Origin of the sequence: Labilibaculum euxinicum (genome assembly GCF_009795715.1) — a bacterium.
Classification (GTDB): domain Bacteria; phylum Bacteroidota; class Bacteroidia; order Bacteroidales; family Marinifilaceae; genus Labilibaculum; species Labilibaculum euxinus.
In genome coordinates this window covers 1-26,433 of sequence record NZ_WTCR01000010.1, presented here as the reverse complement: position 1 = coordinate 26,433, position 26,433 = coordinate 1, and the positions used below count along the sequence as shown (strand labels likewise).

At 39.3% G+C, this 26,433-nt stretch carries 25 protein-coding genes; 15 read left to right on the top strand and 10 right to left on the bottom strand.

All coding sequences use genetic code 11. The features are described 5' to 3' along the window. Positions 1–15: 15 nt before the first annotated feature. Both GQR60_RS13670 and GQR60_RS13665 read right to left on the bottom strand, forming a co-directional pair. On the bottom strand, positions 16–705 hold the full coding sequence (locus GQR60_RS13670) for an ABC transporter ATP-binding protein (RefSeq protein WP_124993477.1): 690 nt from the start codon (positions 703–705) through the stop codon (positions 16–18). Between the two features lie 117 nt (positions 706–822). Next, the gene (locus tag GQR60_RS13665; RefSeq protein WP_225441424.1) at positions 823–2,076 is read right to left on the bottom strand and encodes an efflux RND transporter periplasmic adaptor subunit; all 1,254 of its coding nucleotides are present in this window, start codon (positions 2,074–2,076) and stop codon (positions 823–825) included. A 361-nt stretch (positions 2,077–2,437) separates the two neighbouring features. Here GQR60_RS13665 and GQR60_RS13660 point away from each other — a divergent pair, with 361 nt between their 5' ends. From GQR60_RS13660 to GQR60_RS13645, 4 genes are all read left to right on the top strand, one after another. Then, positions 2,438–3,802, top strand: coding sequence for a sigma-54-dependent transcriptional regulator (locus tag GQR60_RS13660; protein ID WP_124993476.1), 1,365 nt, complete (start codon positions 2,438–2,440; stop codon positions 3,800–3,802). Then, positions 3,792–5,147: a sensor histidine kinase gene (locus GQR60_RS13655; protein ID WP_124993475.1), complete on the top strand. Its 1,356-nt coding sequence runs from the start codon at positions 3,792–3,794 to the stop codon at positions 5,145–5,147. Before GQR60_RS13660 ends, GQR60_RS13655 begins: the two co-directional genes overlap by 11 nt. Before the next feature lie 157 nt (positions 5,148–5,304). Continuing rightward, positions 5,305–5,754, top strand: a complete 450-nt coding sequence (locus GQR60_RS13650; RefSeq protein WP_124993474.1) for a hypothetical protein — start codon at positions 5,305–5,307, stop codon at positions 5,752–5,754. Positions 5,755–5,856: 102 nt separating this feature from the next. Next, a complete protein-coding gene (locus tag GQR60_RS13645; RefSeq protein ID WP_124993473.1) occupies positions 5,857–6,372 on the top strand; it encodes a GNAT family N-acetyltransferase in 516 nt (171 codons plus the stop codon). 9 nt (positions 6,373–6,381) lie between these two features. Here the strand turns inward: GQR60_RS13645 and GQR60_RS13640 are convergent, their stop codons facing one another. Genes GQR60_RS13640 through GQR60_RS13620 form a run of 5 tightly spaced genes read right to left on the bottom strand, consistent with a single transcriptional unit; the run spans position 6,382 to position 11,525 of the window. Next, the gene (locus GQR60_RS13640) at positions 6,382–7,545 is read right to left on the bottom strand and encodes a hypothetical protein (RefSeq protein WP_124993472.1); all 1,164 of its coding nucleotides are present in this window, start codon (positions 7,543–7,545) and stop codon (positions 6,382–6,384) included. 17 nt (positions 7,546–7,562) lie between these two features. Beyond that, positions 7,563–8,267, bottom strand: a complete 705-nt coding sequence (locus tag GQR60_RS13635) for an ABC transporter ATP-binding protein (RefSeq protein ID WP_124993471.1) — start codon at positions 8,265–8,267, stop codon at positions 7,563–7,565. A 33-nt stretch (positions 8,268–8,300) separates the two neighbouring features. Further along, entirely contained in the window at positions 8,301–9,518 is a 1,218-nt protein-coding gene (locus GQR60_RS13630) for an ABC transporter permease (RefSeq protein WP_124993470.1), read from the bottom strand. 11 nt (positions 9,519–9,529) lie between these two features. After that, on the bottom strand, positions 9,530–10,750 hold the full coding sequence (locus GQR60_RS13625) for an ABC transporter permease (protein WP_124993469.1): 1,221 nt from the start codon (positions 10,748–10,750) through the stop codon (positions 9,530–9,532). Positions 10,751–10,775: 25 nt separating this feature from the next. After that, on the bottom strand, positions 10,776–11,525 hold the full coding sequence (locus GQR60_RS13620; protein WP_124993468.1) for an outer membrane lipoprotein-sorting protein: 750 nt from the start codon (positions 11,523–11,525) through the stop codon (positions 10,776–10,778). A 507-nt stretch (positions 11,526–12,032) separates the two neighbouring features. Here GQR60_RS13620 and GQR60_RS13615 point away from each other — a divergent pair. Together GQR60_RS13615 and tnpA are read left to right on the top strand one after the other, a co-directional pair. Next, a complete protein-coding gene (locus GQR60_RS13615) occupies positions 12,033–12,647 on the top strand; it encodes a GyrI-like domain-containing protein (protein WP_124993467.1) in 615 nt (204 codons plus the stop codon). 224 nt (positions 12,648–12,871) lie between these two features. Continuing rightward, positions 12,872–13,330: an IS200/IS605 family transposase gene (gene tnpA, locus GQR60_RS13610; RefSeq protein WP_124993466.1), complete on the top strand. Its 459-nt coding sequence runs from the start codon at positions 12,872–12,874 to the stop codon at positions 13,328–13,330. A 1,217-nt stretch (positions 13,331–14,547) separates the two neighbouring features. Here the strand turns inward: tnpA and GQR60_RS13605 are convergent. Then, complete coding sequence (locus GQR60_RS13605; protein WP_124993465.1) at positions 14,548–15,261, bottom strand: hypothetical protein; 714 nt, start codon at positions 15,259–15,261, stop codon at positions 14,548–14,550. Positions 15,262–15,846: 585 nt separating this feature from the next. Between GQR60_RS13605 and GQR60_RS13600 the strand changes: the two genes are divergently transcribed. From GQR60_RS13600 to GQR60_RS13590, 3 genes are all read left to right on the top strand, one after another. Then, complete coding sequence (locus GQR60_RS13600) at positions 15,847–16,428, top strand: very short patch repair endonuclease (RefSeq protein ID WP_225441423.1); 582 nt, start codon at positions 15,847–15,849, stop codon at positions 16,426–16,428. Positions 16,429–16,571: 143 nt separating this feature from the next. Further along, positions 16,572–17,339: an HNH endonuclease gene (locus tag GQR60_RS13595; protein ID WP_124993464.1), complete on the top strand. Its 768-nt coding sequence runs from the start codon at positions 16,572–16,574 to the stop codon at positions 17,337–17,339. A 79-nt stretch (positions 17,340–17,418) separates the two neighbouring features. Beyond that, positions 17,419–18,060, top strand: coding sequence for an HpaII family restriction endonuclease (locus GQR60_RS13590; protein WP_124993463.1), 642 nt, complete (start codon positions 17,419–17,421; stop codon positions 18,058–18,060). 368 nt (positions 18,061–18,428) lie between these two features. On the opposite strand, the gene GQR60_RS13585 is transcribed toward GQR60_RS13590, so the two are convergent. After that, complete coding sequence (locus GQR60_RS13585; protein ID WP_124993462.1) at positions 18,429–19,133, bottom strand: hypothetical protein; 705 nt, start codon at positions 19,131–19,133, stop codon at positions 18,429–18,431. A gap of 1,414 nt (positions 19,134–20,547) precedes the next feature. Between GQR60_RS13585 and GQR60_RS13580 the strand changes: the two genes are divergently transcribed. Both GQR60_RS13580 and GQR60_RS13575 read left to right on the top strand, forming a co-directional pair. Beyond that, positions 20,548–20,904, top strand: a complete 357-nt coding sequence (locus GQR60_RS13580) for a hypothetical protein (protein WP_124993461.1) — start codon at positions 20,548–20,550, stop codon at positions 20,902–20,904. Continuing rightward, entirely contained in the window at positions 20,901–21,464 is a 564-nt protein-coding gene (locus tag GQR60_RS13575; protein ID WP_124993460.1) for a hypothetical protein, read from the top strand. Before GQR60_RS13580 ends, GQR60_RS13575 begins: the two co-directional genes overlap by 4 nt. A gap of 184 nt (positions 21,465–21,648) precedes the next feature. Here the strand turns inward: GQR60_RS13575 and GQR60_RS13570 are convergent, their stop codons facing one another. Beyond that, a complete protein-coding gene (locus GQR60_RS13570; protein WP_124993459.1) occupies positions 21,649–22,107 on the bottom strand; it encodes an Lrp/AsnC family transcriptional regulator in 459 nt (152 codons plus the stop codon). A gap of 321 nt (positions 22,108–22,428) precedes the next feature. Here GQR60_RS13570 and GQR60_RS13565 point away from each other — a divergent pair, with 321 nt between their 5' ends. From GQR60_RS13565 to GQR60_RS13550, 4 genes are all read left to right on the top strand, one after another. Next, complete coding sequence (locus GQR60_RS13565) at positions 22,429–22,971, top strand: 2-oxoacid:acceptor oxidoreductase family protein (protein ID WP_124993458.1); 543 nt, start codon at positions 22,429–22,431, stop codon at positions 22,969–22,971. 472 nt (positions 22,972–23,443) lie between these two features. After that, complete coding sequence (locus tag GQR60_RS13560) at positions 23,444–23,737, top strand: 4Fe-4S binding protein (RefSeq protein ID WP_124993457.1); 294 nt, start codon at positions 23,444–23,446, stop codon at positions 23,735–23,737. A 301-nt stretch (positions 23,738–24,038) separates the two neighbouring features. Beyond that, positions 24,039–25,232, top strand: a complete 1,194-nt coding sequence (locus tag GQR60_RS13555) for a pyruvate ferredoxin oxidoreductase (protein WP_124993456.1) — start codon at positions 24,039–24,041, stop codon at positions 25,230–25,232. Beyond that, positions 25,225–26,133: a thiamine pyrophosphate-dependent enzyme gene (locus GQR60_RS13550; protein WP_124993455.1), complete on the top strand. Its 909-nt coding sequence runs from the start codon at positions 25,225–25,227 to the stop codon at positions 26,131–26,133. The genes GQR60_RS13555 and GQR60_RS13550 overlap by 8 nt, the downstream gene beginning before the upstream one ends. Positions 26,134–26,433: the final 300 nt, after the last annotated feature.

Here is a 26,433-nt window from a genome sequence, read left to right as displayed (position 1 = left end):
TTTGAGAGAATAGAATTACATTACTTCCTCAACCAGACTTTCTTCCATCACAACTTTTCCATCAAACAGATTGATGATTCGGTGAGCATAGCCGGCATCTTGTATGGAGTGAGTTACCATGATGATTGTTGTTCCTTCGCGGTTTAGTTCGGTAAGCAGTTCCATTACTTCTTGTCCGTTTTTCGAATCCAGATTACCCGTTGGCTCATCGGCAAGAATTAATCCTGGGTTGGAAACAACCGCACGGGCTATTGCCACACGCTGCTGCTGACCACCGGACAGCTGTTGAGGATAGTGTTGTGCACGATGACTCATGTTCATTCGATCCAGAACTTTGTTCACCATCTCTTTTCTGGTTTTACTGCTGATTCGCTGATAAACCAATGGCATTTCAACATTTTCGAATACATTCAACTCATCAATCAGGTTAAAACTCTGAAAAACAAAACCAATGTTACCTTTTCGCAGATCGGTGCGCTGACCTTCTTTTAAACCCGATACTTCGGTACTATCAAACGTGTATTGTCCTTCCGAAGGATTATCGAGCAAACCCAGAATATTCATCAGGGTAGATTTACCGCAACCCGATGGACCCATAATGGCAGCAAATTCGCCTTTGTTGATTTTCAGATTTACATTGTTAAGAGCCAAAGTTTCAATCTCATCGGTTCTAAATACCTTACTTAGGTTTACTGTGTTAATCATAGCTATTTATTTTTTTGTTGAATAATAAAGTGTTATTACTTAAGTCCCTGCAGGGGATTTACGGGTAAATTACTAAATTCTATTTATTATGATGTTTTACGATCAGTATGGTTGTTGTTATTTAAAATCAATCCGTTCATTATCTCCGAAAGTATCGTAACTGGATGTAATCACTTTCTCACCTGTCTGCAATCCTTCCAATACCTCGAAATATTGAGAATTTTGTCTGCCGATTTTGATGTTTCGTTTGGTGGCAAACCGTCCCGATTCATCCAAAACAAATACCCATTGTCCGCCCGTGCTTTGAAAGAATCCACCACGGGACAGCAGTGTAGCTTCAACGGCTTGTCCCAATTCCAGTTTTATGTGATAGGTTTGTCCGGTGCGCAGATTCTCCGGCGATTTTCCATCAAAAATCAGATCCACCTTAAAACGGCCATCGCGAACTTCCGGATATACTTTTTTAGTTTTCAAAATAAACTCCTGATCGTTTCGCTGCAGCGAAGCACTTAAATCGCGGCGGACACGGTCAATATAATGTTCGTCGACCTCGGCAAGCACTTTAAAATTGTTCAGAATATGAAGCTGGCCTATTCTTTCGCCCCGGTTAATCGATTGACCGATTTCAATATCCAGACTTCCCAGCTGACCATCAGCCGGAGCTTTAATGTTCAAATTCTCCAAGCGCTCCCGAACCATTTCGAGGTTTTGTTTCATGTTATTCAGACTGCTGTTCATTTGTGTTTTCTGATTCTCCCGAAAAATGGAGTCCTGAACCATTCGTTGATATCTTAACTGGCGGTCTTGCAGGGAAAGGTCATAATCTTCCTTCGATCTTAAGTAGACTTCTTTGGAGATAAATCCCTTTTCGAATAAAAGTTGGTTCTGTTCGTATTGTCTTTTTTGTCTGATGATATCACTGTCGATGCTAAGAATTTGCTGTTTGTTGCTGATTTTCTGCTGTTCCATATTAATCAAAGTATTGCGCAGCTCATTGGCCTGATAGGCAAGCGACGACTCGGTATTGAGAATCTGCAATTTAAGATCGTTGTTAATCAGCCTGATAATAATATCGCCTTTTTTCACCAATTCTCCTTCGTCAATTAATTTTTCGACAACTTTACCACCTTCTTCAACATCCAGATAGATGGTTGTTTTGGGTTCAACCGTTCCGATAATCGAAATGTAATCTTTAAACTCTGCCTGCGAAACGTCTGATATGGTGAGTTTATCGAGTTCGGTTCGATAGGTAGAGGTAGAACTGCTCAAGAGCAACCACACTAAAAATCCAAGAAATATGATCCCAATAAGGATATAAATATGTTTGGTTTTAAAACCCTTCTTCACTTCAATTTTACGATCCATTGACATATGTAAGCTCTTTTTGTTTTATCGCGGAATATTTGATTCCTTGTTTGTATTTTTTCTCTGTGCACTTCTCAGTGTGCTCTGTGGATTATTCTTTTCTGCATCATCAAGAATAAATTCGATTGAACAATTTCAAATACATGTTTATTCCAATTCATTCACCCAATGCTTATCCAATCCTGTGCCAAGGCTTGTAAGTTCCATATTAACAGATGGTTGTGTTGTGGTTGTAAAATGGGAGTGTAAAAAAAATAGACAATCGTTGTCTAATTTTTTGAAAAGCTTTTTACTTTAGATAAAAATTAGATAATGTACCATTGAGGATCTAAAATCTCAATTCTCACATCTCATATCTTTACTAAAAATGAAAGAAGCCAAAATTTTAATTGTTGATGACAATAAAAGCATTTTAAGCGCTTTGGATTTGTTACTGACAGGAAGCTGTAAAAAAGTAAAATGTTTGTCGAGTCCAAACGCCTTGCTTTCAGAATTGAAAAGTGACAGCTACGATGTTGTGCTTTTGGATATGAATTTTAAAGCAGGAATTAATACCGGAAACGAAGGAATTTATTGGTTGAATCAGATTTTAGAATACAATTCGGGATTGAGTGTTGTCATGATTACTGCCTATGGAGATGTAGAGTTGGCTGTGAAAGCAGTGCGTTCGGGAGCTGTCGATTTTGTTCTGAAACCTTGGGAGAATGAGAAGATGCTGACGACTATCGAGATGGCCTGGAAATTAAGCCATTCCAGAAAAGAGGTAAAGAATCTTCGCTTAAAGGAAAATGAATTGATTGCTGAAATCAACAAAAATAAGAATCACATTATTGGAAGTTCGCCGGCTTGGGAGAAAGTGATGGATGTGGTTCGAAAAGTGGCCATGACCAATGCGAATATTCTGATTACGGGAGAAAATGGAACCGGAAAGGAATTGGTTGCCAAAGAGATTCATCGGCTGTCGAACCGAAGCCAGAATGTGATGGTTACCGTTGATATGGGATCCATAGCCGAAAATTTGTTTGAGAGTGAATTGTTCGGGCACAAAAAAGGAGCATTTACCGATGCCGGAATGGATAGAATGGGGAAAATTGAAGCGGCCAACGAAGGCACACTCTTTCTCGACGAAATTGGAAATTTATCCATGCCAATGCAGGCGAAGCTGCTATCGGTACTGCAGAACAGGACACTAACCCGACTGGGCGAAAATTTGCCTGTTGATATTGATGTACGATTGGTTTGTGCGACCAACTGTAATCTGGTTAAAATGATTGGAGAAGGACGTTTTCGGGAAGATTTGCTTTACCGGATCAACACCATACAAATTGAATTGCCGTCCTTGCGCGACCGTATTGCTGACATTCCCGAATTGGTGCAGTTTTTTGTGAAGCTTTACGCTGAAAAATACAATAAGAACGGACTTGTTATTGCACCGGAAGCCATCGCGAAATTACAAACTTACCGTTGGCCCGGTAATGTTCGTGAATTGCAGCATGCTATAGAAAAAGCTGTAATCCTTAGCGATACACACTTAATTAGTGCAAAAGATTTTGTTTTTAAAATGGATGAATTCTCGGCTGCTGAAGCCTTTGGCGGCACATTGGAAGATATGGAGAAGCAGTTGATTTTGGGAGCAATCGAAAAGCAAATGGGGAATCTTTCTGCTGTATCGGCGCAATTAGGAGTAACACGACAAACTTTGTACAATAAAATTAAGAAGTATGGCTTATAGACACTACAATTCAGCTTTATTCGTACGGCTTGGTTTTGTGATTTTTTTCGCAGTGCTGATTGGCTGTTTTCTTTCGCAGGCATCCTATTATTTCGCGTTCCCAATTTTCTGCGCCGAAATTGTTTTGGTATTTCAATTTGTGCGTTTTTTGAACAAAACGCACAAGGAGATGAACTACTTTGTTCAGTCCATTAAAAATGAAGATACCACTTTGCGTTTCCCCATTAAAACAGGCAATGCCATTATTAACGAACTGCATCAAAGTTTGAACGAGCTGAACGGTATTTTGCAGCAAGTGCAGGTGAAAAGTAAAATTAAGGAGAAATATTTCGGAGAAATTCTTCAAAATATTGCAACCGGAGTTGTGGTACTTGCCGAAGATGGTTACGTTACTGATGTGAATTCGGCGGCCTTGGAACTACTCAGCTTAAAGACTTTCACACATATTAAGCAACTCGATCAGGTCGATTCAAAATTTACATCAGGTCTTACAGAACTAAAAAACCGCCAGAAAAAAGTATTGGATCTCATTTTAAAAAAGGAACGGATACAGGTGATTTCGAGATGTTCGGTAATTCGTCTGGAGAATGAAGAAGTGAAGCTGATAACTTTACAGGATATCCGGGGAGAATTGGAACGCAAGGAAATTGATGCCTGGGTAAAACTGATTAGAGTACTGAGTCACGAAATAATGAATTCATTGGCTCCGGTTACTTCAATTTCACAGTCCCTGAAAAGAATATGGGAGCAGAAATTGGGCGCCATAACGGATGTGTCTGAAGATATTCATGTAGAAAAAACGATTAACGGTTTGGGCGTGATTACCGAGATGAGCGAAGCATTGATTCGTTTTGTACAATCGTATCGGGTGTTGTCCAAGGCACCGGAACCTAAATTAGCTATCATCGATACTCATTCTTTTTTCGAGCGTTTGAATATTCTGTTGTCGCCCATAAAAGAGAGTTTTTCCGGAAATTTAAAGTTGACACCACCCGTTAAAAATTTTCGGTTTACGGCTGATGAACAAATGATGGTTCAGGTAATTATTAATCTGGTGAAAAATGCGGCAGAAGCTTTCAACGGACAGCCTTCCGGAGCAGATTCCAATGCAGCTATTGCTGTAACTTCCATTCAAAAGGGCGAAATCACTGAGATAAGAGTATCAGATAACGGTCATGGTATTTCGGAGGAAATTGCAGATGAAATTTTCATTCCTTTTTTCACCACAAAAGAGAACGGATCGGGCATTGGCTTGAGTTATTCCCGTCAGATTATGCGTGCCCATGGCGGCAGTCTTCTTTGCCGTTCGAAAGTGGGAGAGACTGTTTTTACCGTGAGGTGGTAGTGCTTTAATTAAGGAATGAAAAAGGAAATAATTATATTTTGCCAAAATTCTGCGGTAAACAGTATGAACGTGTAAAGTTTGAATTTTAATTTTTAGATTTTTAAATAAATAATAACTTAGCGCTCTTTATAAAAATCATAAAACTAATTATTGATTCATGGAGAATTTAGAAACACAAGGAACTGAAATTAAAAATGAGTTGTTGTTGGAAACTCAGGCAGAAGTATATTTACGTGAAACCGCAAAATGGGCCAAGTTTTTAGCCATTGTTGGCTTTATTTTTATGGGATTTATGGTGTTGGGATCATTTGTAGTATTTGCCTTGGCCGGATCAATGGCAAGTATACTGCCATTTCCTATTGGAGGAATCGGGGTTTTATATTTGGTACTGGCGGGAGTGTACTTCTTTCCAATCTATTATCTGCTGCAATTTGCAAATAAAGCAAAGCTTGCACTTGCAGGTAAGAGCACGCAAAGCCTTACCGAGTCGATGAAGTACATGAAATCGCACTACAAGTTTATGGGAATTTTCACAATTGTGATGCTTGCCTTATACCCAATCGGAATGATTGTTGCAATTATTGTTGCTGCAAGTCAGGGCTTCTAAAAAAAGATATCAATACCTGTAAAAGCTCCCTTTTTGTTTCAACCGAAAGGGAGTTTTTTTATATCTTGACTCTACCTTTTACAATACATTTAAATCTAAAGAATGATCACACTAAAACCACTTACCCCCGAAAACCTTCCGTCATTCTACAAATGGATTAAAGATGAGGAAGCAATCATTTACTCCTTGTCAATATTTCAGGGAATGAAAACCGACCAACAGATTGAAGATTGGTATGCACAGGCCATTAGTGATAAAAGGAACAGCAATCACGGAATTTTTGTGGATGGTGTTTTTGTTGGTTACGCAGGCATCAGCGGCATTTCAACGATTAATAAATCCGGAGAATATTTCATTTTCATAGGCGATAAGGATTATTGGGGAAAGGGAATTGGTACCCAAGTCACCCAAATGATTGTGAAAATGGGCTTTGAAGAATTGGGATTGAACCGCATCATGTTAAGCGTATCGGTTCCTAATGTTGGGGGAGTAAAAGCTTATGAGCGGGCAGGTTTTATTTTGGAAGGTCGTTACAGGGAAGCTGCACTTCGAAATGGAGAATACCATGACAAATTGGTAATGTCGGTACTGAAATCGGAATGGAAGGATTGGAAATAACAAATCCCATTAAAAACTCCATCGTAATCTTCCAAAAGATACTTGACCAATGTCTCCAAATTCACTGCCATTCTTACCAAAAAACAATTGAGTGGTCAGCATTAGTTCAATGTTTTCGCTAAGAGAGTAGCTAAACGAAGGATTGAGGTAACAGGAATGATCCGAAGGGTTAAAAATTGTTGAAAAGCTGGCATTGAATAAGGGAGTAATTGGATAAGCCAGTTGTCCAAATACCGAATATTTAGCCCGGGAAAGCATTTTCGCTGACAAGTTTTGATCAAAAAGAACATTTGAACCGACCGCATTTTTTGTGCTTCCGTTGCTGTTGAATAAACCTTCAATTGATAGGCTAAGGCTATTTTTAAGGGTATAATCGTAGGATAATGAGGCAACCGTTGCTTCTTTGGAGTTATTATTGGTTGAACGCGGGCGAAAGTAAGATATTTCACCTCTGAAACCGCCACCCATTATATCGCCTGACCATCCGCCGCCTGCCATATAGTCATCGCCAACCCAACCGGATAACAATTGAAAATCGTAATTCCATTTCGAGAATCGGTACATGGCGGCTAAGGCCATTTCACTGGAATGGTCTGCCATTTTAAACACCAGTTCCATCGAAGAAGTAACGCCCGTATAATGTCTGATATTGACGGCATCGCTGCCCGGACGTTCTTCATAGTCAAAATCGAAATAAGAGAAGCTGTTGAAAACATCATTGGGATTCCAAACCTTGCTGATTCCCCAATTGATTCTCTGACGCCCAATACGAAACTGCCAATCGCCTTTGGTGCAATCCAAATAAGCCCTGTCTACTATCGAATGCAAAAACCATTTGTCCGAATAAGCACTTATCCACGATAAATCCATGTATCCATTGTCAACATCTGCAGTAGCCCGGTAATTGGGAATTTCACTTACCATATTTCCCATGATCAAGCGATTTCGCATTCCCATTGAAAAGCTAATCTTCTCGTTAGCGTACCAATTGAAATTTAACCGGTTGTGAATGGTGTTCAAATGATAATTTGGCAACTCAGGCCCAATAGGAGGCTGTTCCGGGTGATAAAACATGTACAGATCTTTCACATATCCATCTAGATTCCACTTCCGTTCCTGCGAATAGGAAAGAATAGGAAGAAAAAGAAGTAGGATAAGGACAGTTTTTTTCATTTCAAAGGGTGGTGTTTTTATGAATCAGAGCCTGTTCCTTTTTTGCGTTCGTCACTAATAATTTTTCCATCCTCAAGGGTGATTACCCGGTGAGCCTTGTTCACAACTCTTTGGTCGTGAGTTGAAAAAATAAAGGTGATGTTCTCCTTTTTGTTCAGGTCTTCCATGATCTCCAATAGATTCTCGGTCGATTTTGAATCCAGGTTTGCAGTTGGTTCATCAGCCAAAACAAATTTGGGTTTCGATGCCAAAGCTCTTGCCACAGCCACACGTTGCTGCTGTCCGCCGGAAAGCTTACTCGGGCGACTGTTTTCGCGACCCTTTAGTCCTACGGCATCTAATAATTCCATGGTTCTTTTTTCGCATTCTTTCTTTGGTCGATTTTGCAAATGCATTATGAATTCCACATTCTCCTTAGCCGTTAAAACCGGAATCAGGTTGTACGATTGAAAAACAAAACCAATGTTCTGCATCCTGAATTGAATCAAATCAGAAGATTTTAACTCACTTAAATCGGTATTGTCGATCAGTATTTTACCATCGGTAGGTTCATCGAGACCACCCAGCATGTTTAGCAAGGTCGATTTCCCTGAGCCGGAAGGTCCTACAATGGCCGCAAATTCGCCCTCTTTAAAATTTAAACTTACGTTGTTTACGGCATGCACATTTACTTCCGATTCGTTGTATATTTTATGAAGGTTTGTAATTTCTATGATGTTCATTTTTTTGTTCTTTTAAGGTGGATATTAACCCGGTTACTCAGTTCTTATCGCTTCAGCGGGATTGTATTTTAAAGCTTTTCGTGCAGGATAAACAGAGGCAGCAATTCCGGTAATTAGTACCAGTATGGCAATAGTAACCAGCGTTTCCAATTCAACCACCGGATATATATGTGAACTGTACCCCATATCTTCGAGGCCGGCTGCATAATCCGACAGATCAATTCCTTTTTCCATTGTGGCGTATGTGGCCCCCAAGCCAAGAAGAATGCCCGTAAAGCCTCCTGTAAAGGTAAGCAGAACGGTTTCCAGCATCAGCATGCCAAAAATCCGGGCCTTACTCATTCCTATTGCCATTAGCATTCCCAATTCTTTTATGCGTTCAAGAATTACCATAAGCATGGTGTTTACAATTCCAAATCCCAGAGCCAATAGTATGATGATGACAAAAATATAGGTATACAGATTCCCAATTTCATTGATATAACCCAATTCGGGCATGGATTCTTTCCAGGTCTGAACCAACAAATTTTTGTGCTTGTTCTTTAGCAGCAGGCTCTGTTGATCGATCAGTTCCGTATCATCCAAATGCACCAGTATTTCGTGCGACACACTACTCTCAAGATCCAAGAGCCGGGCCAAGTCGGTTTTGCGCACAAACACATTGGTTTCTTCGAACATACCGCTGGTAATATCGAATATGCCGCAGACTCTAAAAGCTCCACCGGTAATATTTCCCGATGCATCCTGAACGGTAATTACCACCTTCGACCGCATTTTCACCTTCAATTTTTTGGCTAGTTTGGCTCCAATCAGAATCGGATTTCTCTTTACCCCTTCGAAGTATTTTCCTTCGGATAATTTAGAGTGCAAATTGGTAACGGTTTTTTCCTTTTCCGGATTTATTCCAATGATTTTAACACCTGTTCCTGTTTCGGCCGAGGCAAGCATCGATTGAATCACAATTCTTGGACTGATTCCGTTAATGTGATCCAATTTGGAAATTTCATTCACTAACGATTCGCTGTTCGGAATGGACTCTTTCAAATCGTAATTCTCTCCAAATTTTGGTTGTTGAATTCGTATGTGCGAAGCCTCGGTTTCAACCCCTGCTTCCAGTCGCTGATTCATCCACCCTTTGGTAAAAGTGGTGGTAAATACACCTGCCGACATGCCAACACTTATTGCAGCAATAATAATTCCTGAACGAAGCGGACTGCGCCATATATTTCTCCATGCTACTGATCTGATCATATCTTTTTCTTTTAAGCTTTTAAGGCTTTAATTACTTTAAACCGGAATATCGAAATTACCGGGTAAATGGCAATTATGAGAGTAATAACAGATACACTAATGGCCTGCTGACTAAATACCTGCCACGCGGTGGAGAAAAACATGTAGGGCTCAAAACCGAACTCTTCCATTAGTTGAGCTGCCTGTCCGGTAAGAGGTATCGGGTTGGCACTTTGCAGGAGCAGCAAAGGATAGCTGACCAGCAAACCCGAGAGTATACCTAGCAGACCAATAAAAAGAGTCTCGAAAAAAATGACACTTGCCAATTTACCTTTGCGCATGCCAATGGCAACCATAACACCAAATTCGCGTCTTCTTTCCATAATCATCATCATGATAGTACCCAATATTCCAAATGCAATAACGATGTAAAGTATGGCTTTCATGATGATACCGCCGGCACGATCACTTTCAATTTGTTGTACTACTTCAGGCTGCATTTCTTCCCAACTCATAATGGAGTAGGGCGCTTTCATTTTCTTTTTCAGATCATGAAAAGCACGTTTCATTACATCATTGTCGGCCACATTAATTACCAGCGAAGTCAAGCGGTTTTCAGCACTAAAAAATTCCTGACATTTCGCCAGACTCATGTACACAATGGTTTTATTCAGCTCGGGCGATACATGTTTAATAATGCCTCGAACCGGGAATTTTTCTGCGGCACTCACTCCGTGATATCCCTGACTGATTATCACCAAAGTATCGTTTACACCTAGCTGTAAATATTTCGCCAAACCAGCACCCATCAATACTCCCTCATCTTCTGCTTCCAGATATTTTCCTGACCTGACCTTATCGGCAATTTTGGTCAGCTGATTTTCGCCCAAGGGATCAATACCAAAAATCATGGCCCCCTTGGTTAACTCTTTTGATGAGGCCAGACCAAATGATTCCAGACGTGGGAAAACAAATTCAACATCTTTGTTGGCGAGTAATTCGTCTGCCAATTCCTGATTGTATTCGAAGGAGTTGTTAATGCTTTTGTTTTCCCAATAATCCTCATGATGCACCTGCATGTATCCCGAGTAAAATTTCACCACAATATCAACCATTTTCGTGTACGAACCCTCTTGCATGGAGGTCATATAGGCCGATAGCATAACCCCGAAAAAGATAGAGGCTACAGTAATTAAGGTTCTCCTTCTGTTTCGCCAAAGATTTCGCCAGGCTAGTTTAATATTCGTATTCATATTTAAATGTATATACAGTTCGGAACTACCTGATTCGTTTCATGTTTTGAATGGAGAAAAACGATTCCTTCAGTGGAATATCGAATTCGGTTTCGCCATAAATCAGAATGGTTTTCTGATCCTCCTCATCGGCAGGAATCATCTCCAAACGGGTAGGCATTTCGCGGTCGTCAACCATTTTGATATCCGACAACACCTCATATTTCATCAGATAATCATCTTCGTCGTAATACTCGGCACGCAGCCAGTGTTTCTCTTTTTTACTGATCCACATGTAAATTTTACCCCAAACAACCGGAGCATCTTCAGTAGGAATCAATTCAATCTTATAACAGTCGTATCCCTGCAGCTGCTCTTCGGCCACCAGTTTGTGAGTATAATCTTTTGCCAGCGACGATTCTTTTACCAAATCGTCGTTGGTAAAGTCCGATCCCATCCACGATTGCATCATCATCGAAGGTGGAATTTTTACCATTCGTTCAATGCTGGGAATCCAGTTCCACATTTCATTGCCGCGTTTCAGAAACACCTGTCCTTTTTCCTTGGCAGGAGATACGATGTACATTAGAGAATAGTCATTTCCAATGCTCCAGGCTTTCATGGTAATGGTTCGCGACCACGATTTTCTTTCAATGGTCATGCTAAAGATGCTTTTGCTCGATGTACCCCTCATTTTTTCATCGGCCTCCTGCACCCATTTTTTCACATCCAATTCCTGGGTAAATCCCGAAAAGGATAACAAAGCAAGAAGGATTGATATTGCTGTTTTATACATGCCTGTTGATTTGTATTTAAAATTAGATTGAAAAACCTGATAATTGATTGACTGCTTGACTAATAAACCTAAGGAGAAATACGATAAAAACAAAAAAAATATACTGCCCCAGCTAAAGCAGAGGACAAGTGATGCGTTTTGCTTACCCCAGTTAAAGCAGAGGATAAGTGATCTTATTCTATGCAGTTATTTATTCTTTGTCTTTAGTCAGAAGATTTTCTTTGATTGCCTCAGCTAAAAGGAGAGGGAATAAAAATATTTCAAGCTGAGGATTATGAATAAGCATATTTTAAGCAATAGATAATTATACATTCCCTCACATTTTCTACCTTGTTGCATCAGAGCAAGTGCATTTCGAAAACGAAGAGCATCTCTAAGCTAAAATGATTCATATGAAACGAGCCATGAGAAGATTTTTCACACACACACAAGGATGACTAAGTTGGCGAGTTCTCCCGAAACAAGTTCGGGACAGGCTATGTGGCAATAAAAAACAAATTTAGATACATGAAAAAGGTTGATTTAAAGAAAAAATACAAGCCATTTTATTCCGAGAGGAAAGGCAGTATGTCGATAGTTGAAGTTCCGGAATTTAAGTACTTGCAATGCAGCGGACAGGGAAATCCAAATACTTCGGCTGATTATCAGAATGCAATTGAGGCTTTGTATGCCTTATCGTACAAAATTAAATTTGCCATACGGGAAAGTAAAGATGTGGATTATGGGGTAATGCCCCTGGAATGTTTGTGGTGGATGGATGATATGAACGAATTTTCGAGAGACAGGATTGATGAATGGAAATGGTCGGCCATGATTATGCAGCCCAATTTTATCACCAAAGAAATTGTGGAGGCTGCCTGCCAAGAGGTCAGCAAAAAGAAGCAACTGCCCTATTTGGACAAGATCGAATTGGTCGATTTCTGCGACGGCCTGTCTGCGCAGATCATGCACATAGGTTCTTATGCCGATGAGGCTCCAAGCATTGATAAACTGCACAAATACATTGCCGGTAATGGTTTCGAACGACACGGAAAACACCGCGAAATTTACCTGAACGATCCCCGAAGAACCGCCCCCGAAAACCTAAAAACAATCATTCGCCAGCCCATTGTGAAATTGTAATTGCCCCATCTAAAGCAGGGAATAATTGATGAATCCAGATCATTTGTAAATTCATTCTTTGCCTTTGGCTTCAGCCAGAGGATTTGTAAGAATCGGATTCTTTGTTTTCATCTAAAGGAGGATTTTGAAGAAGCCCATCATTTGATTTCATCCAAAAGATTTTGAAAAATTGTTTTGTTCAATAAAAAGGTGTAATTTTTTTGTTCAAAAAAAACATAAAATTTATGCCACACGTCAGAGTGTATATTCATTTTGTATGGAGTACAAAATATCGCGAACCATTTCTAAAATCAAGTTTGATAAGAAAAAAGATTTGGAAACACATGAAGGAAAATGCGGAAGAAAAAGGCATTCATATCGATTTTATAAATGGATATCATGATCATTGCCATTGTTTGGTGGCACTTCAGGCAAACCAGACCATAAGTCAGCTGATGCAACTGATTAAGGGCGAATCTTCTTTTTGGATCAATAAAAATAAATTGTGCCAAGATAATTTTGAATGGCAGAACGATTATTATGCTGTATCGGTGAGTAAATCGGCTCTGCAGCAAGTCCGCAATTACATCAAAAATCAAGAATCTCATCATCAATATAAATCATTTGAACAGGAAGAAGAGGAGATGATTGAGAAATATGGATTTATAAAAATAGTCTCGCCAGCTAAAGCAGGGGACAAATGATAAATCCTGATCATCTGTAAATTCATCCTTTGCCTTTGGCTTTAGCCAGAGGATTTTGAATCATGTTTGATTGCCCCAGCTAAAGCAGGGGACAAATGATAAATCCTGATCATTTGTAAATTCATTCTTTGCCTTTGGCTTCATCCAGAGGATTTTGAATCATGTTTGCTTACCCCAGCTAAAGCAGGGGACAATTGATGAATTCAGATCATCTTGTAAATTCATCCTTTTGTCTTTGTCTTTAGCCAGAGGATATTTTTGATTGCATTTAAATGGATGATGTATTTTTAATTGCCCCAGCTAAAGCAGGGGATAATTGATGAATCCTGATCATTTGTAAATTCATCCTTTGCCTTTGGCTTTAGCCAGAGGATTTTGAATCATGCTTGCTTACCCCATCTAAAGCAGGGAATAATTGATGAATCCTGATCATTTGTAAATTCATTCTTTGCCTTTGGCTTCAGCCAGAGGATATTTTTGATTGCATTTAAATGGATGATGTATTTTTAATTGCCCCAGCTAAAGCAGGGGATAATTGATGAATCCTGATCATCTGTAAATTCATCCTTTGCCTTTGGCTTTAGCCAGAGGATTTTGAATCATGTTTGATTGCCCCAGCTAAAGCAGGGGACAAATGATGAATCCTGATCATCTGTAAATTCATTCTTTGCCTTTGGCTTCAGCCAGAGGATTTTGAATCATGCTTGCTTGCCCCATCTAAAGCAGGGGACAAATGATAAATCCTGATCATCTGCAAATTCATCCTTTGCCTTTGTCTTTAGCCAGAGGATTTTGAATCATGCTTGCTTGCCCCAGCTAAAGCAGGGGACAAATGATAAATCCTGATCATCAGTAAATTCATCCTTTGCCTTTGGCTTCATCCAGAGGATTTTGAATCATGCTTGCTTGCCCCAGCTAAAGCAGGGGACAAATGATAAATCCTGATCATCTGCAAATTCATCCTTTGCCTTTGTCTTTAGCCAGAGGATTTTGAATCATGCTTGCTTGCCCCAGCTAAAGCAGGGGACAAATGATAAATCCTGATCATCTGCAAATTCATCCTTTTGTCTTTGTCTTTAGCCAAAGGATTTTGAAGAAGCCCATCCTTTGTTTTCATTAAATGATATTGAAATAATGTTCATGATCAAAAAAATCCCCCAAACACAAAGGTCTGGGGGATGAGAAATGAGATGTTTATTGATTGAAAAAAATGATTTTTAGTTTTCTGCCACTATTATTTCCTGTTCATCTTTAGTCTCTTCGTTAGGTTTGCTGTTGCTGGCAGCAGGAAACTTGAACCATTTTAAAGTTTCCTCGTTGTCTTCGTATAAAATGCGCGCCGCTTTAAAGTAAACAGCCATTTTCTCATACAAACTATTCAGTTTAAGCATCCGGTTGTCGGTTGCACGGCTACGATCCATAATACAGTCCGATTGCAAAATCATATTCGCCTTAAGGCTGTCGCGGTGAGCCAATATCTTACTAAAGCTTTCATCTGTCCATCCTAATTTTAGTAAGGGTTCCGCATTACGGACCGAAACCATATGAAGATCGGTTAAAAACATATACATGTTCTTTCCGCTTTTCCGGGCCTCTTCGTAGTCGTTAAAGCCAAACTGATCCCACATTTTTTTATCGTTGGGAAATGCCATTTGGATATCGAATTTGCATCGCTGAAAAAATTTACAGCAAGCATCCAGATCGAGCTTTACATTTTCGGTTGCCTTTGCCTGTATGTCTACATAAGCATTATCGGAAGTGATGTTGCAGGCTTCATCGTAAACAGCCTTTAGGTCGGTCAGCCCCTCAGGAGTAAAAATGGGCGAAAAATTGATAAAATCATTGTGTTTTTCTTCGATTAGTTTAATTCTCGGACCCGAGAAACTGATAAAATTGGCATCTGTGCCATAATAGGATCTTGATTGCGTCATATCAATTGTTTTTTAAATTTTAAAATAAACAGTATGAAAATTACTAGATATTGATGCGAAAAGCAAGAGGAAATAATTAAATAATTAAGTTTACATGCATGCAGACAGGTGAAACGCCCTAAAACAAAGAGAAAGTAATCATATTGTTTTTATTTATGAATATTTTATTTTCATAAGTAATCATCGCTTTAAAAATGTAAAGCTTCTGTATGTACTTTTTTAAAGGGTATTTTGCAAGGATGTTTAAATATTTTTCGAAATTATTCCTGAAGAATTCAAAAGCAGGTTTGGCAGTGAGTCAGTTTGCTTTTAAAAGCTGTTTTCACTTCTGGTTCAATAGATTATGTTGTTTTCTATGGTCGTTTTGGTTGTGTTAAATCATTTATGTTTCATTGTTATTTAGTTTGAATTATTATCGAACAAGTCTGAAGTGTTCCGGCATAAGTCTGAAGTGTTCCGCCCTAAGTTTGAAGCGTTCCGCCGTAAGTCTGAAGCGTTCCGCCCTAAGTTTGAAGTGTTCCGGCATAAGTCTGAAGTGTTCCGCCCTAAGTTTGAAGCGTTCCGCCCTAAGTTTATACTTGTGCGATGCCCGACAATCCGAAACTGATTCCTCAAACAGATAAACCTAAAACGGCAAGTAAGAAAGTGGGGAGGAGGAAACAAAAAGGTGTGCTCACAAGCAACACACATTTACCACCAGATGACAGGATTTTTGTAAATTGCGAAGGGGCCAATAAGAATTTTATGACCGACACACATTCCAAAGAAACACGATCTTACAACATGTCCCGAATAAAAGGGAAGAACACCAAACCCGAGTTGGTGGTACGAAGGTTTTTGTTTGCCAACGGATTTCGCTACCGCCTGCACGCAAAGAACCTGCCGGGCAAGCCGGATATTGTGCTGCCCAAATACAAAACGGTAATCTTTGTAAACGGATGCTTTTGGCACGGACACCAAAACTGTAAATACTTTGTACCGCCCAAAACACGAACCGAGTGGTGGCTGCAAAAAATCACCAACACCCAAAAGCGCGACAGGCAGGCCAAAACCGAACTCCAAAGCTTGGGCTGGCGCGTAATCACTATTTGGGAGTGCGAACTAAAACCGAAAAAGGTGGAGGAGAGGCTTAATGCCCTTTTATCATATTTGCTCAGTATGAAATAGTGGAAGTTTATCGTGTTTATTTTAAGTTTATTAAAAAGCGTATTAATTATTGAAAAAGAATTGGTAGTAGTAGTAGGCTTTCTTCTTATGATATTTTTTCTATTTTTACATAACCTGAAATAACCTAAGCTAACTTAAATTGCATGCGAAACCCGAATTGGACAAGAGAAGAATTGGTTCTTGCCTTTAACCTTTACCTGCAAACCGAATATCGAAAGATTACCCAAACAAATCCTGAGATTATTCAATTGGCCGAACGCATTGGCCGAAGTCCCGGCGCAGTTAGTTTTAAACTTTCGAATTTAGCCAGCCTCGATCCTGTTGTAAAAAGCAACGGAAAAAAGGGACATGCAAATGCAGGGAAAGCCACTGAAGATATTTTTGTGGAGTTTCAGAACGACAGGGAAGCACTGATATTTGAAAGTGAACGAATTCTTGCACAATTCGAAGGCTGCAGCATCGAAAATAAATATCAGGAACAACTTCCCGAACTAGGTAACTTGCTTGGCGAAACCCGCGAGCGATACGTGAAAACAAGAGTGAACCAAAACTTTTTCCGCAAAATGATACTCACCAATTACCACAGCAAATGTGCAGTTACGGGTATCGACTTGCCACAACTGCTTATAGCCAGCCACATCATCCCTTGGGCCGAAAACGAAAAGGAAAGATTAAACCCCGAAAACGGCATTTGCCTTTCTGCCCTATATGATAAGGCATTCGACCAACACCTGATTAGTTTCGATGAGGATTACCGCATGATCCTCTCCAAAAATCTAAAAGAACATTGCACCAAAACATACTATCAAAATCACTTTGGCAAACTCGAAGGACAGGAGATGATTTTACCTGACAGAGGATTGCCAAGCGAGGTGTTTTTGGAGTGGCATAGAAACAAATGTGACTTATAGTCCGTTGATTCGCACGACTTATTCGTTTATTTTTAGGGTGAAATATAGAATGAATTAGGTCGAGTTAATTGGACGCAAAATGTATTTAGATGATATGATGTTTTTTGGGGGACAAGATGCTGTCTTCATTTATAAAATTTCGAATTTAGACTTACCAGATGAATTAATCTATAAGATTAATTTCATTGCAACTAGTAGTAAAATAAGAGATCGAATAAGTCGAATTATAGAGTTAGGTGGTTCATTGGAATTTTTGAAAACAGAGAACCCTATTTTTTCAAATAACTTAACATTAATTGATAGTTTATTACCACGGATTGTTTCAGAAATACTTGTTCTGTTTTATTCAAATGGGCAAAAGTCATTAAAAGAGTTAATTGAAATGGTTGAAGAGAATAACTCATTAAATTTTGACCAATCTCAACAACATCAGTTTTATATCTATAAAATGAAACGATTTTTAACTGATATAGCACTGGGTATGATGCCGGCAACAGTATGGACTGGGCAGTATGACGCGACAGGAGGATATCTAGTTGTGAAAGAGAATGGGGATATTTTGTGTTATCATATTTATAATAGGAATGACTTTGAGAATTACTTGTTAAATCATATGAAACTTGATACAGCTAGCTCTTCTAGACATGGATTTGGTCTTATTTATAAAGAATCAGAGGAGTTATTTTTTAAATTGAATTTGCAAATTAGATTTTTAAAATAATTGTAAATACCCCGCCTCAAGCGGGGTTTTCCTTTCCCATCCATTGCCCTGGGTTTTAACGGTGATTTTTGTAAGCAATGGCAATTCCATTTGTTTGTGCATTTTGTTTGTGTAGTTTTTTAGCCCAAAGGTTTTAAAAATGAATATCGCATGCATTGCGCGGTAGGGTCACACCATGGTGTGTGCGCAACATGACATGTCGTGTTCGTAAAACACCATGGTGTTACTGTTTTAATGACCATTCACCGAATCCCAAGTTTTGATATGATTTTTTTATTGCATAAAGGATTGTTTCATTGAATTATAAGATAATTTTTAAATTTATATTCTAATTAATTCTCAAAATATTCTTTAATGCACTCTACTTACTATCTTGATTTTTTAAAAAATACGTAAATATACTTTCCACCTGCTCTAGAATTTAAATCCACATTAATCCTTGTCCATCCTTCACCATAAATAATACGTTGGGAATCGCCTGAAACAATTGCAATTTCTGTAATTCTGTCCGATGGAATAGGTGTGTAATTAAAAAAACCATAAACATAATCACCCCCAGCACCTTTATTCATATCATAAATTCCATTACCATCAGATATATAACGAGTAAAGTAATTTGAATTCATGTAGGAATCTATGTCAAAATTACTTCCGGATGTCGTAAAATTTAACATGTTAATCCCAATATAATTACTTTTTTCATAACATAAATAAATATATTTTCCACCAGCACCTTCATTCAAATCTACAGGAATTGCATTTGGTATTATATTGTTTGAAATATACAAATTTGATATAAATGAGCTCGAATAAAAACCATTTCCACTAGCCCCACTAGCTTTTGTTTTACTTTCAGTAGTAAATATTACTGTTCCTTTTTCATCTATTGGAAATTCAGGTTTTTCTCTAAATATTCCTTTTTCTATTAAATCACCTTTTTCCAAATAAAAAAATGGAACTGTTGTCGATTCTAGATTAGTAGAAGAAAGTTTAATATCATCCTCTTTTGAACAAGAAGCAAAAATGAATGAAAGACAACATAGATACAAAATTTTTTTTTTTATTAAATTCATAATGTTTTTTTTTATCCTAGGAGAAATTTCGCTAGAGATTATTATTTTCTTTCAAAACTAATTATTTTTATTTTAAATAAAAATAATTACATGTTGATTAATTTAATTTTTTATAGTTTATTAAAAAATACATATTATTCCCATAGGATAATTTAACAAAACATTCTTTTAGTTAGAAAGCTAAAAAATCCACCCAATGTAAATCAATTAATGAAGAATTAATAGACTAACAAAACTAATCCAGTAAATCCTGATTAATTGGATAATTACATCTGTTTTAGTCTTGCTTTGTTTCTTTTTAATTTCGTATGAAATATTTTAATTGGTGACTAGTCACCAATTAAGATAATTGCGAAGCAAACCAATTTCTAAAAGGGGTAAATAAATTATACAGATAAGATTTATTCTTCTTTGGTTTTTTAGGATTATTAAATGAGCAGTTGTTGTAAGTGTCATTTTTAAATCAATAATTTCCAAACAATCCGCAAATTGTTGCAATCATCAACAATCAAACATTTTATTGAATTTGAAAATCAGGGACACCTGAAAATAAAAGGCCGCGACATGTCGTGCCCCTACGGTTTCCGTGAACCAATTATTTGTGTGAATTTATGTTGTATTGTGTATTGTAGGGACATCGCCATGGCATGTCCGTTTAAATGACCATTCACCGAATCCCAAACAATCCGCAAATTGTTGTCATCATCAGCCAAATATTTTATTGAATCTGAAAATCAGGGACACCTGAAAATAGACGGCCACGACATGTCGTGCCCCTACGGTTTTCGTGAACCAATTATTTGTGTGGGTTTGTTGTATTGTGCATGGCGTGTCCGTATTTGATGTTTGTGGCCGTTATCCCATCAATTATTCCCAAATAGTCCGCAAATTGTTGTCGTCATCAAACAAACATTTTATTGAATTTGAAAATCAGGAACACCTGAAAATAAAAGGCCATGACATGTCGTGCCCCTGCGGTTTCCGTGAACCAATTATTTGTGTGGGTTTGTTGTATTGTTCATGGCAGGGACATCGCCATGGCGTGACCGTTTGAATGACCATTCACCGAATCCCAATCAATAATTTCCAAACAATCCGCAAATTGTTGTCGTCATCAAACAAACATTTTATTGAATCTGAAAATAAAAGGCCACGACATGTCGTGCCCCTACGGTTTTCGTGAACCAATTATTTGTGTGGGTTTGTTGTATTGTGTATGGCAGGGACATCGCCATGGCGTGTCCGTTTAAATGATCATTCACCGAATCCCAATCAATTATTTCCAAACAATCCGCATATTGTTGTCATCAAACAACAATTTTATTGAATATTGAAAATACAGGCACCTGAAAACAAACGGCCATGACATGTCGTGCCCCTACGGTTTCCGTGAACCAATTATTTGTGTGGATTTATGTTGTATTGTGCATGGCAGGGACATCGCCATGGCGGATCTGTATTTGATGTTTGTGGCCGTTATTTCATCAATTATTCCCTGCCATTCTGCAAATTGTTGTCATCCTCAACCAATTATTTTATTGAATTTGAAAATCAGGGACACCTGAAAATAAAAGGCCACACCATGTCGTGCCCCTACGGTTTCCGTGAACAAATGTTGGTTGAAATAACCCATTCATTGCCCCGGGTTTTAATCCGGGAATTGTTGCAGGCAATGGCAATTCCATTTGCAGGAGGTTTTAAATTTGATTATTGCGTTGTTGGCAGATTTGTTGTAACTTCTTGTTTATCAAAAAAAACATACAAACAATGAAAGAAAAAGACATTGATTATCAGAATTTGTCATTAGACGAACTAGAGACCGAATTGGCCAATGAATTCGAACAAATTTCTTCCGAAGGCAGTTTGTTTTCGGTGGAAGAAGAATCTCTTATTACCCCATCTTTTAATGCTATTTTTCCTGAAAACCTATTACAGCCAAAGCTTGGATCATCTGCTTTTACTTTGGGGGTGATGCCGGATCATATGGATAGTTTTGATTTGGGACGATTGAGCAGAGAGCAGGAATTTCAGCAGCTCAGGAAGATTCCTCACATCGTTCTGCCTGTTCAATTTGAAAATGTACGTGAGAAAATCAGAAACATTTCTTTTTGGTTACTCAGAGAGCTGAAACCTCATTTTAAAGATCATCCAAAAATTGAAGCCTTTTGCGATGAACCAAGCAAAGAAGCTATAAAGGAAGTAGCTCCTGAATTATTGCGCCTGTTAAGAACAAATGTGATTAATAAACTCCCTATTCCTTTCACCATTAAATTTTGTTGTTATTTGCTTTTATTAATACTACAGGGAGCAATTGAATGGCAAACCATTTAAAAAGGAAGATGCGATGAAAAACCACATGATGATGTGGTTTTTTTTTATTGTCTTTGTTTGTATCCTTTGTTTTTGTGGGTCTAAGCTAAAACAGGGGATAAATGCTTCCATTACAAGCCATGTTCATTTATTCATTGCCTTTGGTTTCAACCCAAAGAATGTAAAGAGAAAGAGGGAACAAAGCCTACAAATCGTAGCCCAGTTTATCGGCCGAAGAAATCACGAAAGTGCTGTTGAAGCGGCTGATGTGTTCAAATTTCGATAGTTTCTCCTGAATGAAAAACTGGAAGGCCTTCATGTCTTTCACCATTAGTTTAAGCAAGGCATCATAGTTTCCCGAGGTGTAGTAAAACTCCATCACTTCGGGCAGTGCCAGCACTTCCGCCTCAAATTTATCCACCACATCGCGGGTGTGCTTGGTGAGTAAAATAGAGATGAAAACCATCATGCTCCGGTCTATTTTATCGGGGTCGAGACGGGCTACATAACCTTTAATAATACCGCTTCGTTCCAGCTTTTTTACCCTTTCGTACACAGGAGTGTTGCTTAGATGCAGTTTTTCTGCAAGCTCCTTGGTGGTGATGCGGCAATCCTGTTGCAGCAGTTGTAAAATTTTACGATCGGTTCTGTCCAGTTTATCCATGAGAAGAAAAATTTTCTACTAATATCAGTATAATGCCTGATGCAAAGATATAAATTCTTTCATATTCTGTTTGTGTAGATCAGTTTACTGTATTTATTCTCTGTGCTAGTAAATATTTCCTGCAAACCATACATTTACAAAGTATTTTAACAGAAAACAGATACGGATTTTCACAAAAATCACAACACACAACAACAAACACAATATGGCTCCGATTTGCGTCGGAGCCAAAGACTTACAAACAACAAAAAGAGTTTGCCGAAGCGGTTAATGCTCAGATTACTTACTGCCGGGGACTAACTACTAATTACTATAAAAAACATGAAAGAAATCAGATGGCATGGAAGAGGAGGACAAGGTGGTTTTACCGCTTCCCGTTTGCTGGGCATTGCTGCCAGTGTTCACGGAGGCAAGCATGCTTTGGCATTTCCATCTTTCGGTCCTGAAAGAAGAGGTGCTCCGGTTTTGGCTTTCACCAAAATCGACGATACCAAAATTCACGACCGCAGCGAAGTTCAGAACAGCGATTACGTGGTGGTCATGGATGAAACATTAATCACTCCCGGTTTCGAAAAGGGAATCAGATCAGGTGCCACCATTTTGGTGAATACCGAAAAGATAGAAGTGTACCAAAAGGCATTGCCGGCTTTCCAACTAATTGGCATCGATGCATCAAGTTTAGCCATGGAGATATTGGGCCGGCCCATTACCAACACCGCTATGTACGGGGCATTGGCTGCTGCATCGGGATTGGTAAGTCTGGAAGCGGCCCTTGCCAGCATCCGAACCGAGATGAAGCCAAAACTGGCCGAATTGAATGTGAAGATTGTAGAACGGGCCTTCAAACTAATTAATAATTACTAATTGAAACAAGGTTACCCCATCCTGAAATTCGGGACGAAGGACAGAGGGGTATTTTTATTTCGACAACAAAAACAACTAACAATACAACTGAGGGCCTCACTTAAAGTGAGACTCTCAGTAATAAGCTGAATTTTCACCCTTTCGCCTGTCGGCACTTCCCCTTAAAAAGGAAAGAATTTGAAATTACGTATTCTCCCTTTCAGGGGATTCCGAAATTCGGAACGAAGGACAGAGGGGTGTTTTTATTTCGACAACAAAAACAACTAACAATAAAACTGAGAGCCTCACTTGAAGTGAGACTCTCAGTAATAAGCTGAATTTTCACCCTTTCGCCTGTCGGCACTTTTCCTTAAAAGGGAAAGAATTTGAAATTACGTATTCTCCCTTTCAGGGGATCCCGAAATTCGGGACGAAGGACAGAGGGGTATTATTGAAAATGTTAATTCATAATTTTTAATTCATAATTGAAACAATGAACCGTCCAAAAAAACAGGAATTTACATTTCCTACACATATAGATGAATATCCTACCGGCCCGCAGTACAAGGCTGGTTTCCTGCCGGAGACGAATGCAGGCTGGAGATCAGTCCGTCCGCTTGTCGATCACGAAGCATGTGTTTTCTGTCTGCGCTGCTACCTGCTTTGTCCGGATGGCACCATCCTAAAAGAAAACGGCAAAATTGAATTCGACATGGATTATTGCAAAGGCTGTGGTGTTTGTGCCTACGAGTGCCCAAAAGATGCCATTAAAATGGTGAAAGAGTAGGGACATGCCATGGCGTGTCCTAAACAAAAATTAAGATTTGTTAAAATGCACCCTTTCGCCTGTCGGCACTTGGTTCACATTCAATTATATTTTCAAATGTGTTCACGATCTCTGCTTCGCTCCGATTCCCTTAAAAGGGAAAGAATTTGAAATTACGTATTCTCCCTTTCAGGGGATCCCGAAAGCTTTCGGGAGCGAAGGACAGAGGGGTATTTAAAAGCTAACAACTATTATCCAATAGCTAACAGCTTTCCAATTAAATATCAACAGTAGAATAAACTGGATAAGAAATTTAAGAAAGATGAGTACAAATAATAAGATTTTCATATCAGGTGATGAGGCAGTGGCTCAGGGCGTAAAGTTATGCCGTCCGCATGTAATTGCTGCTTACCCAATCACCCCGCAAACCATCACCGTTGAGCGGCTGTCAGAAATGGTAGAAGCCGGCGAAATGGAAGGAATTTACATGCACGTTGAGTCGGAGCATTCGGCAATATCAGCAACCATGGGAGCCAGCGCTGTTGGAGCCAGAACATTTACTGCATCATCATCGCAGGGTTTGTTGTACATGGCCGAAGGATTGCACTACTGCAGCGGTGGTCGTTGGCCGGTGGTAATGATGAATGCCAACCGTTCGGTGGCTTTGCCCTGGAGTATCTACGGCGATCAGCGCGATTCATTGTCATTGTTGGATTGCGGATGGATTCAGGTTTATGTGGAAGATGCACAGGAGGCTTTGGACATGATGATTCAGGCTTACAAAATTGCCGAGCACAAAGATGTATTGACTCCGATGATGGTGAATTTGGATGGTTTTATTCTGACTCACACTTACGAGTTGGTTGATATTCCTGAGCAAAAAATGGTGGATGAATTTCTTCCTGCTTTCGAGACACCCAACAAAATGTCGTTCGAAGAGCCTAAAAATTTAGGATTCAGCTCTAAGCCCGATGACAATACCGAATTCAAGTATCAGCAAAACGAAGCCATGTTTAAGGCCATTGATGTAATTCGCGATGTAGATCAGGAATTTGCAGAAAAATTTGGTCGTAAGTACTACGATATGGTGGAAGAGTACCGTTGTGAAGATGCCGAAGTGGTATTGGTAGCCCTGGGAAGTGTTTGCGGAACCATTCGTGTGGTGGTGGATAAGATGCGTGCCGAAGGCAAAAAGGTTGGTTTGCTGAAGATTCGTTACATGCGTCCGTTTCCCGAAACAGAGGTGAAAGATTTGGCCCGTCGCGTAAATGCAATCGGAGTCATCGATAAAGATATTTCATTCGGATACGAGGGAACTGTTTATACCAATGTGAACTCAGCAATTTCAAAAATCGACAAGTACGTGTACAAGAGCAATTTTGTAGGAGGCCTCGGCGGAAGAGATATCACCAAAGATGAGATTGAAGAAATGTTCGATAAGCTGTTCTTCGGAGTGGCCGATAAGAGTGAAGAAAAAGTAGAATTTTTTAGCCTAAACGTAGAAACCAATGACTAATCCAGTAGATATCCCAAAAGTGAATGCGAAAAACATGACCGAGAAGGAATTTTTCTATGGTCATAAGGCTTGCGCCGGATGTGGCGGAAGTGTTGCCGTTCGTTTGGCACTAAAAGTTTTGGGTGAACGCACCTATACAGCATTACCAGCCGGATGCATGTCGGCGGTAGGATTTATTTATCCGCAAATGGCATTCAATACCAATGCCTTGATCACCACATTTCCGGGCGCTGCAAGTATGGCATCAGGAATTGCTGCCGGAGCCAAGGCTTTGGGGCAAAAAGATGTGAAAACAGTTGTGTTTGCCGGCGATGGCGGAACTGCTGATATCGGATTTCAGGCTCTTTCAGGAATGATTGATCGGAACGATGATGTTTTGTACATCTGCTACGACAACGAAGCTTATATGAACACCGGTATTCAGAAAAGCGGCCTGACTCCTTACGGAACAAAAACGACTACAACGCCTGCCGGTGAGAACCTGCCGGGAACTGTTACTCACAAAAAGAATCTATTTGAGATTATTGCTGCGCATGATATTGCTTACGCAGCAACAGCCAGTATTGGTTATCCTCAGGATTTTCTGAATAAGGTGAACAAAGCCAAGCACATTAAAGGGGCAACTTTTATTCACGTGTATGCATCATGTCCTACAGGTTGGGGAACACCCACCGAAACATCTATCGAAATTGCAAAAGAAGCTGTAGACTGTGGTCTGATTTTCTTAGCAGAATATGAGGATGGCGAGTACAAATTGAACCGCAACCCGAAAGAATTTGCCTCGGTAAAAGATTATTTGAAAAAGCAGGGCCGGTTCAAGCACATGAATGATGCCGATATTAAATGCGTAACAGAAAACCGCGACAAGAAATGGGCACGCATGCGCAAGAATTGGTTGTAAAAAATATACCTCATCCTAGCCTTCTCTCAAGGAGAAGGAATAAGATTACAATTCAAGATGCGGTGATTTTCTCTCCCTTTCAGGGGATCCCGAAATTCGGGACGAAGGACAGAGGGGTGTTTTTATTCCGATACAAGAAAAAACAACTAAGGCAAAACTGAGGGCCTCACTTCAAGTGAGACTCTCAGTAATAAGATTCCAGAATTGGAATAGGATGATGAATTTAAGTTTCTCCCTTTCAGGGGATCCCGAAATTCGGGACGAAGGACAGAGGGGTGTTTTTATCCCGGTACAAGAAAA

Excerpts from the sequence above, each read along its gene's own strand:
- GQR60_RS13670 (WP_124993477.1), bottom strand. The coding sequence starts at position 705 with ATGATTAACACAGTAAACCTAAGTAAGGTATTTAGAACCGATGAGATT.
- GQR60_RS13665 (WP_225441424.1), bottom strand. The coding sequence starts at position 2,076 with ATGTCAATGGATCGTAAAATTGAAGTGAAGAAGGGTTTTAAAACCAAA.
- GQR60_RS13660 (WP_124993476.1), top strand. The coding sequence starts at position 2,438 with ATGAAAGAAGCCAAAATTTTAATTGTTGATGACAATAAAAGCATTTTA.
- GQR60_RS13655 (WP_124993475.1), top strand. The coding sequence starts at position 3,792 with ATGGCTTATAGACACTACAATTCAGCTTTATTCGTACGGCTTGGTTTT.
- GQR60_RS13650 (WP_124993474.1), top strand. The coding sequence starts at position 5,305 with ATGGAGAATTTAGAAACACAAGGAACTGAAATTAAAAATGAGTTGTTG.
- GQR60_RS13645 (WP_124993473.1), top strand. The coding sequence starts at position 5,857 with ATGATCACACTAAAACCACTTACCCCCGAAAACCTTCCGTCATTCTAC.
- GQR60_RS13640 (WP_124993472.1), bottom strand. The coding sequence starts at position 7,545 with ATGAAAAAAACTGTCCTTATCCTACTTCTTTTTCTTCCTATTCTTTCC.
- GQR60_RS13635 (WP_124993471.1), bottom strand. The coding sequence starts at position 8,267 with ATGAACATCATAGAAATTACAAACCTTCATAAAATATACAACGAATCG.
- GQR60_RS13630 (WP_124993470.1), bottom strand. The coding sequence starts at position 9,518 with ATGATCAGATCAGTAGCATGGAGAAATATATGGCGCAGTCCGCTTCGT.
- GQR60_RS13625 (WP_124993469.1), bottom strand. The coding sequence starts at position 10,750 with ATGAATACGAATATTAAACTAGCCTGGCGAAATCTTTGGCGAAACAGA.
- GQR60_RS13620 (WP_124993468.1), bottom strand. The coding sequence starts at position 11,525 with ATGTATAAAACAGCAATATCAATCCTTCTTGCTTTGTTATCCTTTTCG.
- GQR60_RS13615 (WP_124993467.1), top strand. The coding sequence starts at position 12,033 with ATGAAAAAGGTTGATTTAAAGAAAAAATACAAGCCATTTTATTCCGAG.
- tnpA (WP_124993466.1), top strand. The coding sequence starts at position 12,872 with ATGCCACACGTCAGAGTGTATATTCATTTTGTATGGAGTACAAAATAT.
- GQR60_RS13605 (WP_124993465.1), bottom strand. The coding sequence starts at position 15,261 with ATGACGCAATCAAGATCCTATTATGGCACAGATGCCAATTTTATCAGT.
- GQR60_RS13600 (WP_225441423.1), top strand. The coding sequence starts at position 15,847 with ATGCCCGACAATCCGAAACTGATTCCTCAAACAGATAAACCTAAAACG.
- GQR60_RS13595 (WP_124993464.1), top strand. The coding sequence starts at position 16,572 with ATGCGAAACCCGAATTGGACAAGAGAAGAATTGGTTCTTGCCTTTAAC.
- GQR60_RS13590 (WP_124993463.1), top strand. The coding sequence starts at position 17,419 with ATGTATTTAGATGATATGATGTTTTTTGGGGGACAAGATGCTGTCTTC.
- GQR60_RS13585 (WP_124993462.1), bottom strand. The coding sequence starts at position 19,133 with ATGAATTTAATAAAAAAAAAAATTTTGTATCTATGTTGTCTTTCATTC.
- GQR60_RS13580 (WP_124993461.1), top strand. The coding sequence starts at position 20,548 with ATGTTGTATTGTGCATGGCAGGGACATCGCCATGGCGGATCTGTATTT.
- GQR60_RS13575 (WP_124993460.1), top strand. The coding sequence starts at position 20,901 with ATGAAAGAAAAAGACATTGATTATCAGAATTTGTCATTAGACGAACTA.
- GQR60_RS13570 (WP_124993459.1), bottom strand. The coding sequence starts at position 22,107 with ATGGATAAACTGGACAGAACCGATCGTAAAATTTTACAACTGCTGCAA.
- GQR60_RS13565 (WP_124993458.1), top strand. The coding sequence starts at position 22,429 with ATGAAAGAAATCAGATGGCATGGAAGAGGAGGACAAGGTGGTTTTACC.
- GQR60_RS13560 (WP_124993457.1), top strand. The coding sequence starts at position 23,444 with ATGAACCGTCCAAAAAAACAGGAATTTACATTTCCTACACATATAGAT.
- GQR60_RS13555 (WP_124993456.1), top strand. The coding sequence starts at position 24,039 with ATGAGTACAAATAATAAGATTTTCATATCAGGTGATGAGGCAGTGGCT.
- GQR60_RS13550 (WP_124993455.1), top strand. The coding sequence starts at position 25,225 with ATGACTAATCCAGTAGATATCCCAAAAGTGAATGCGAAAAACATGACC.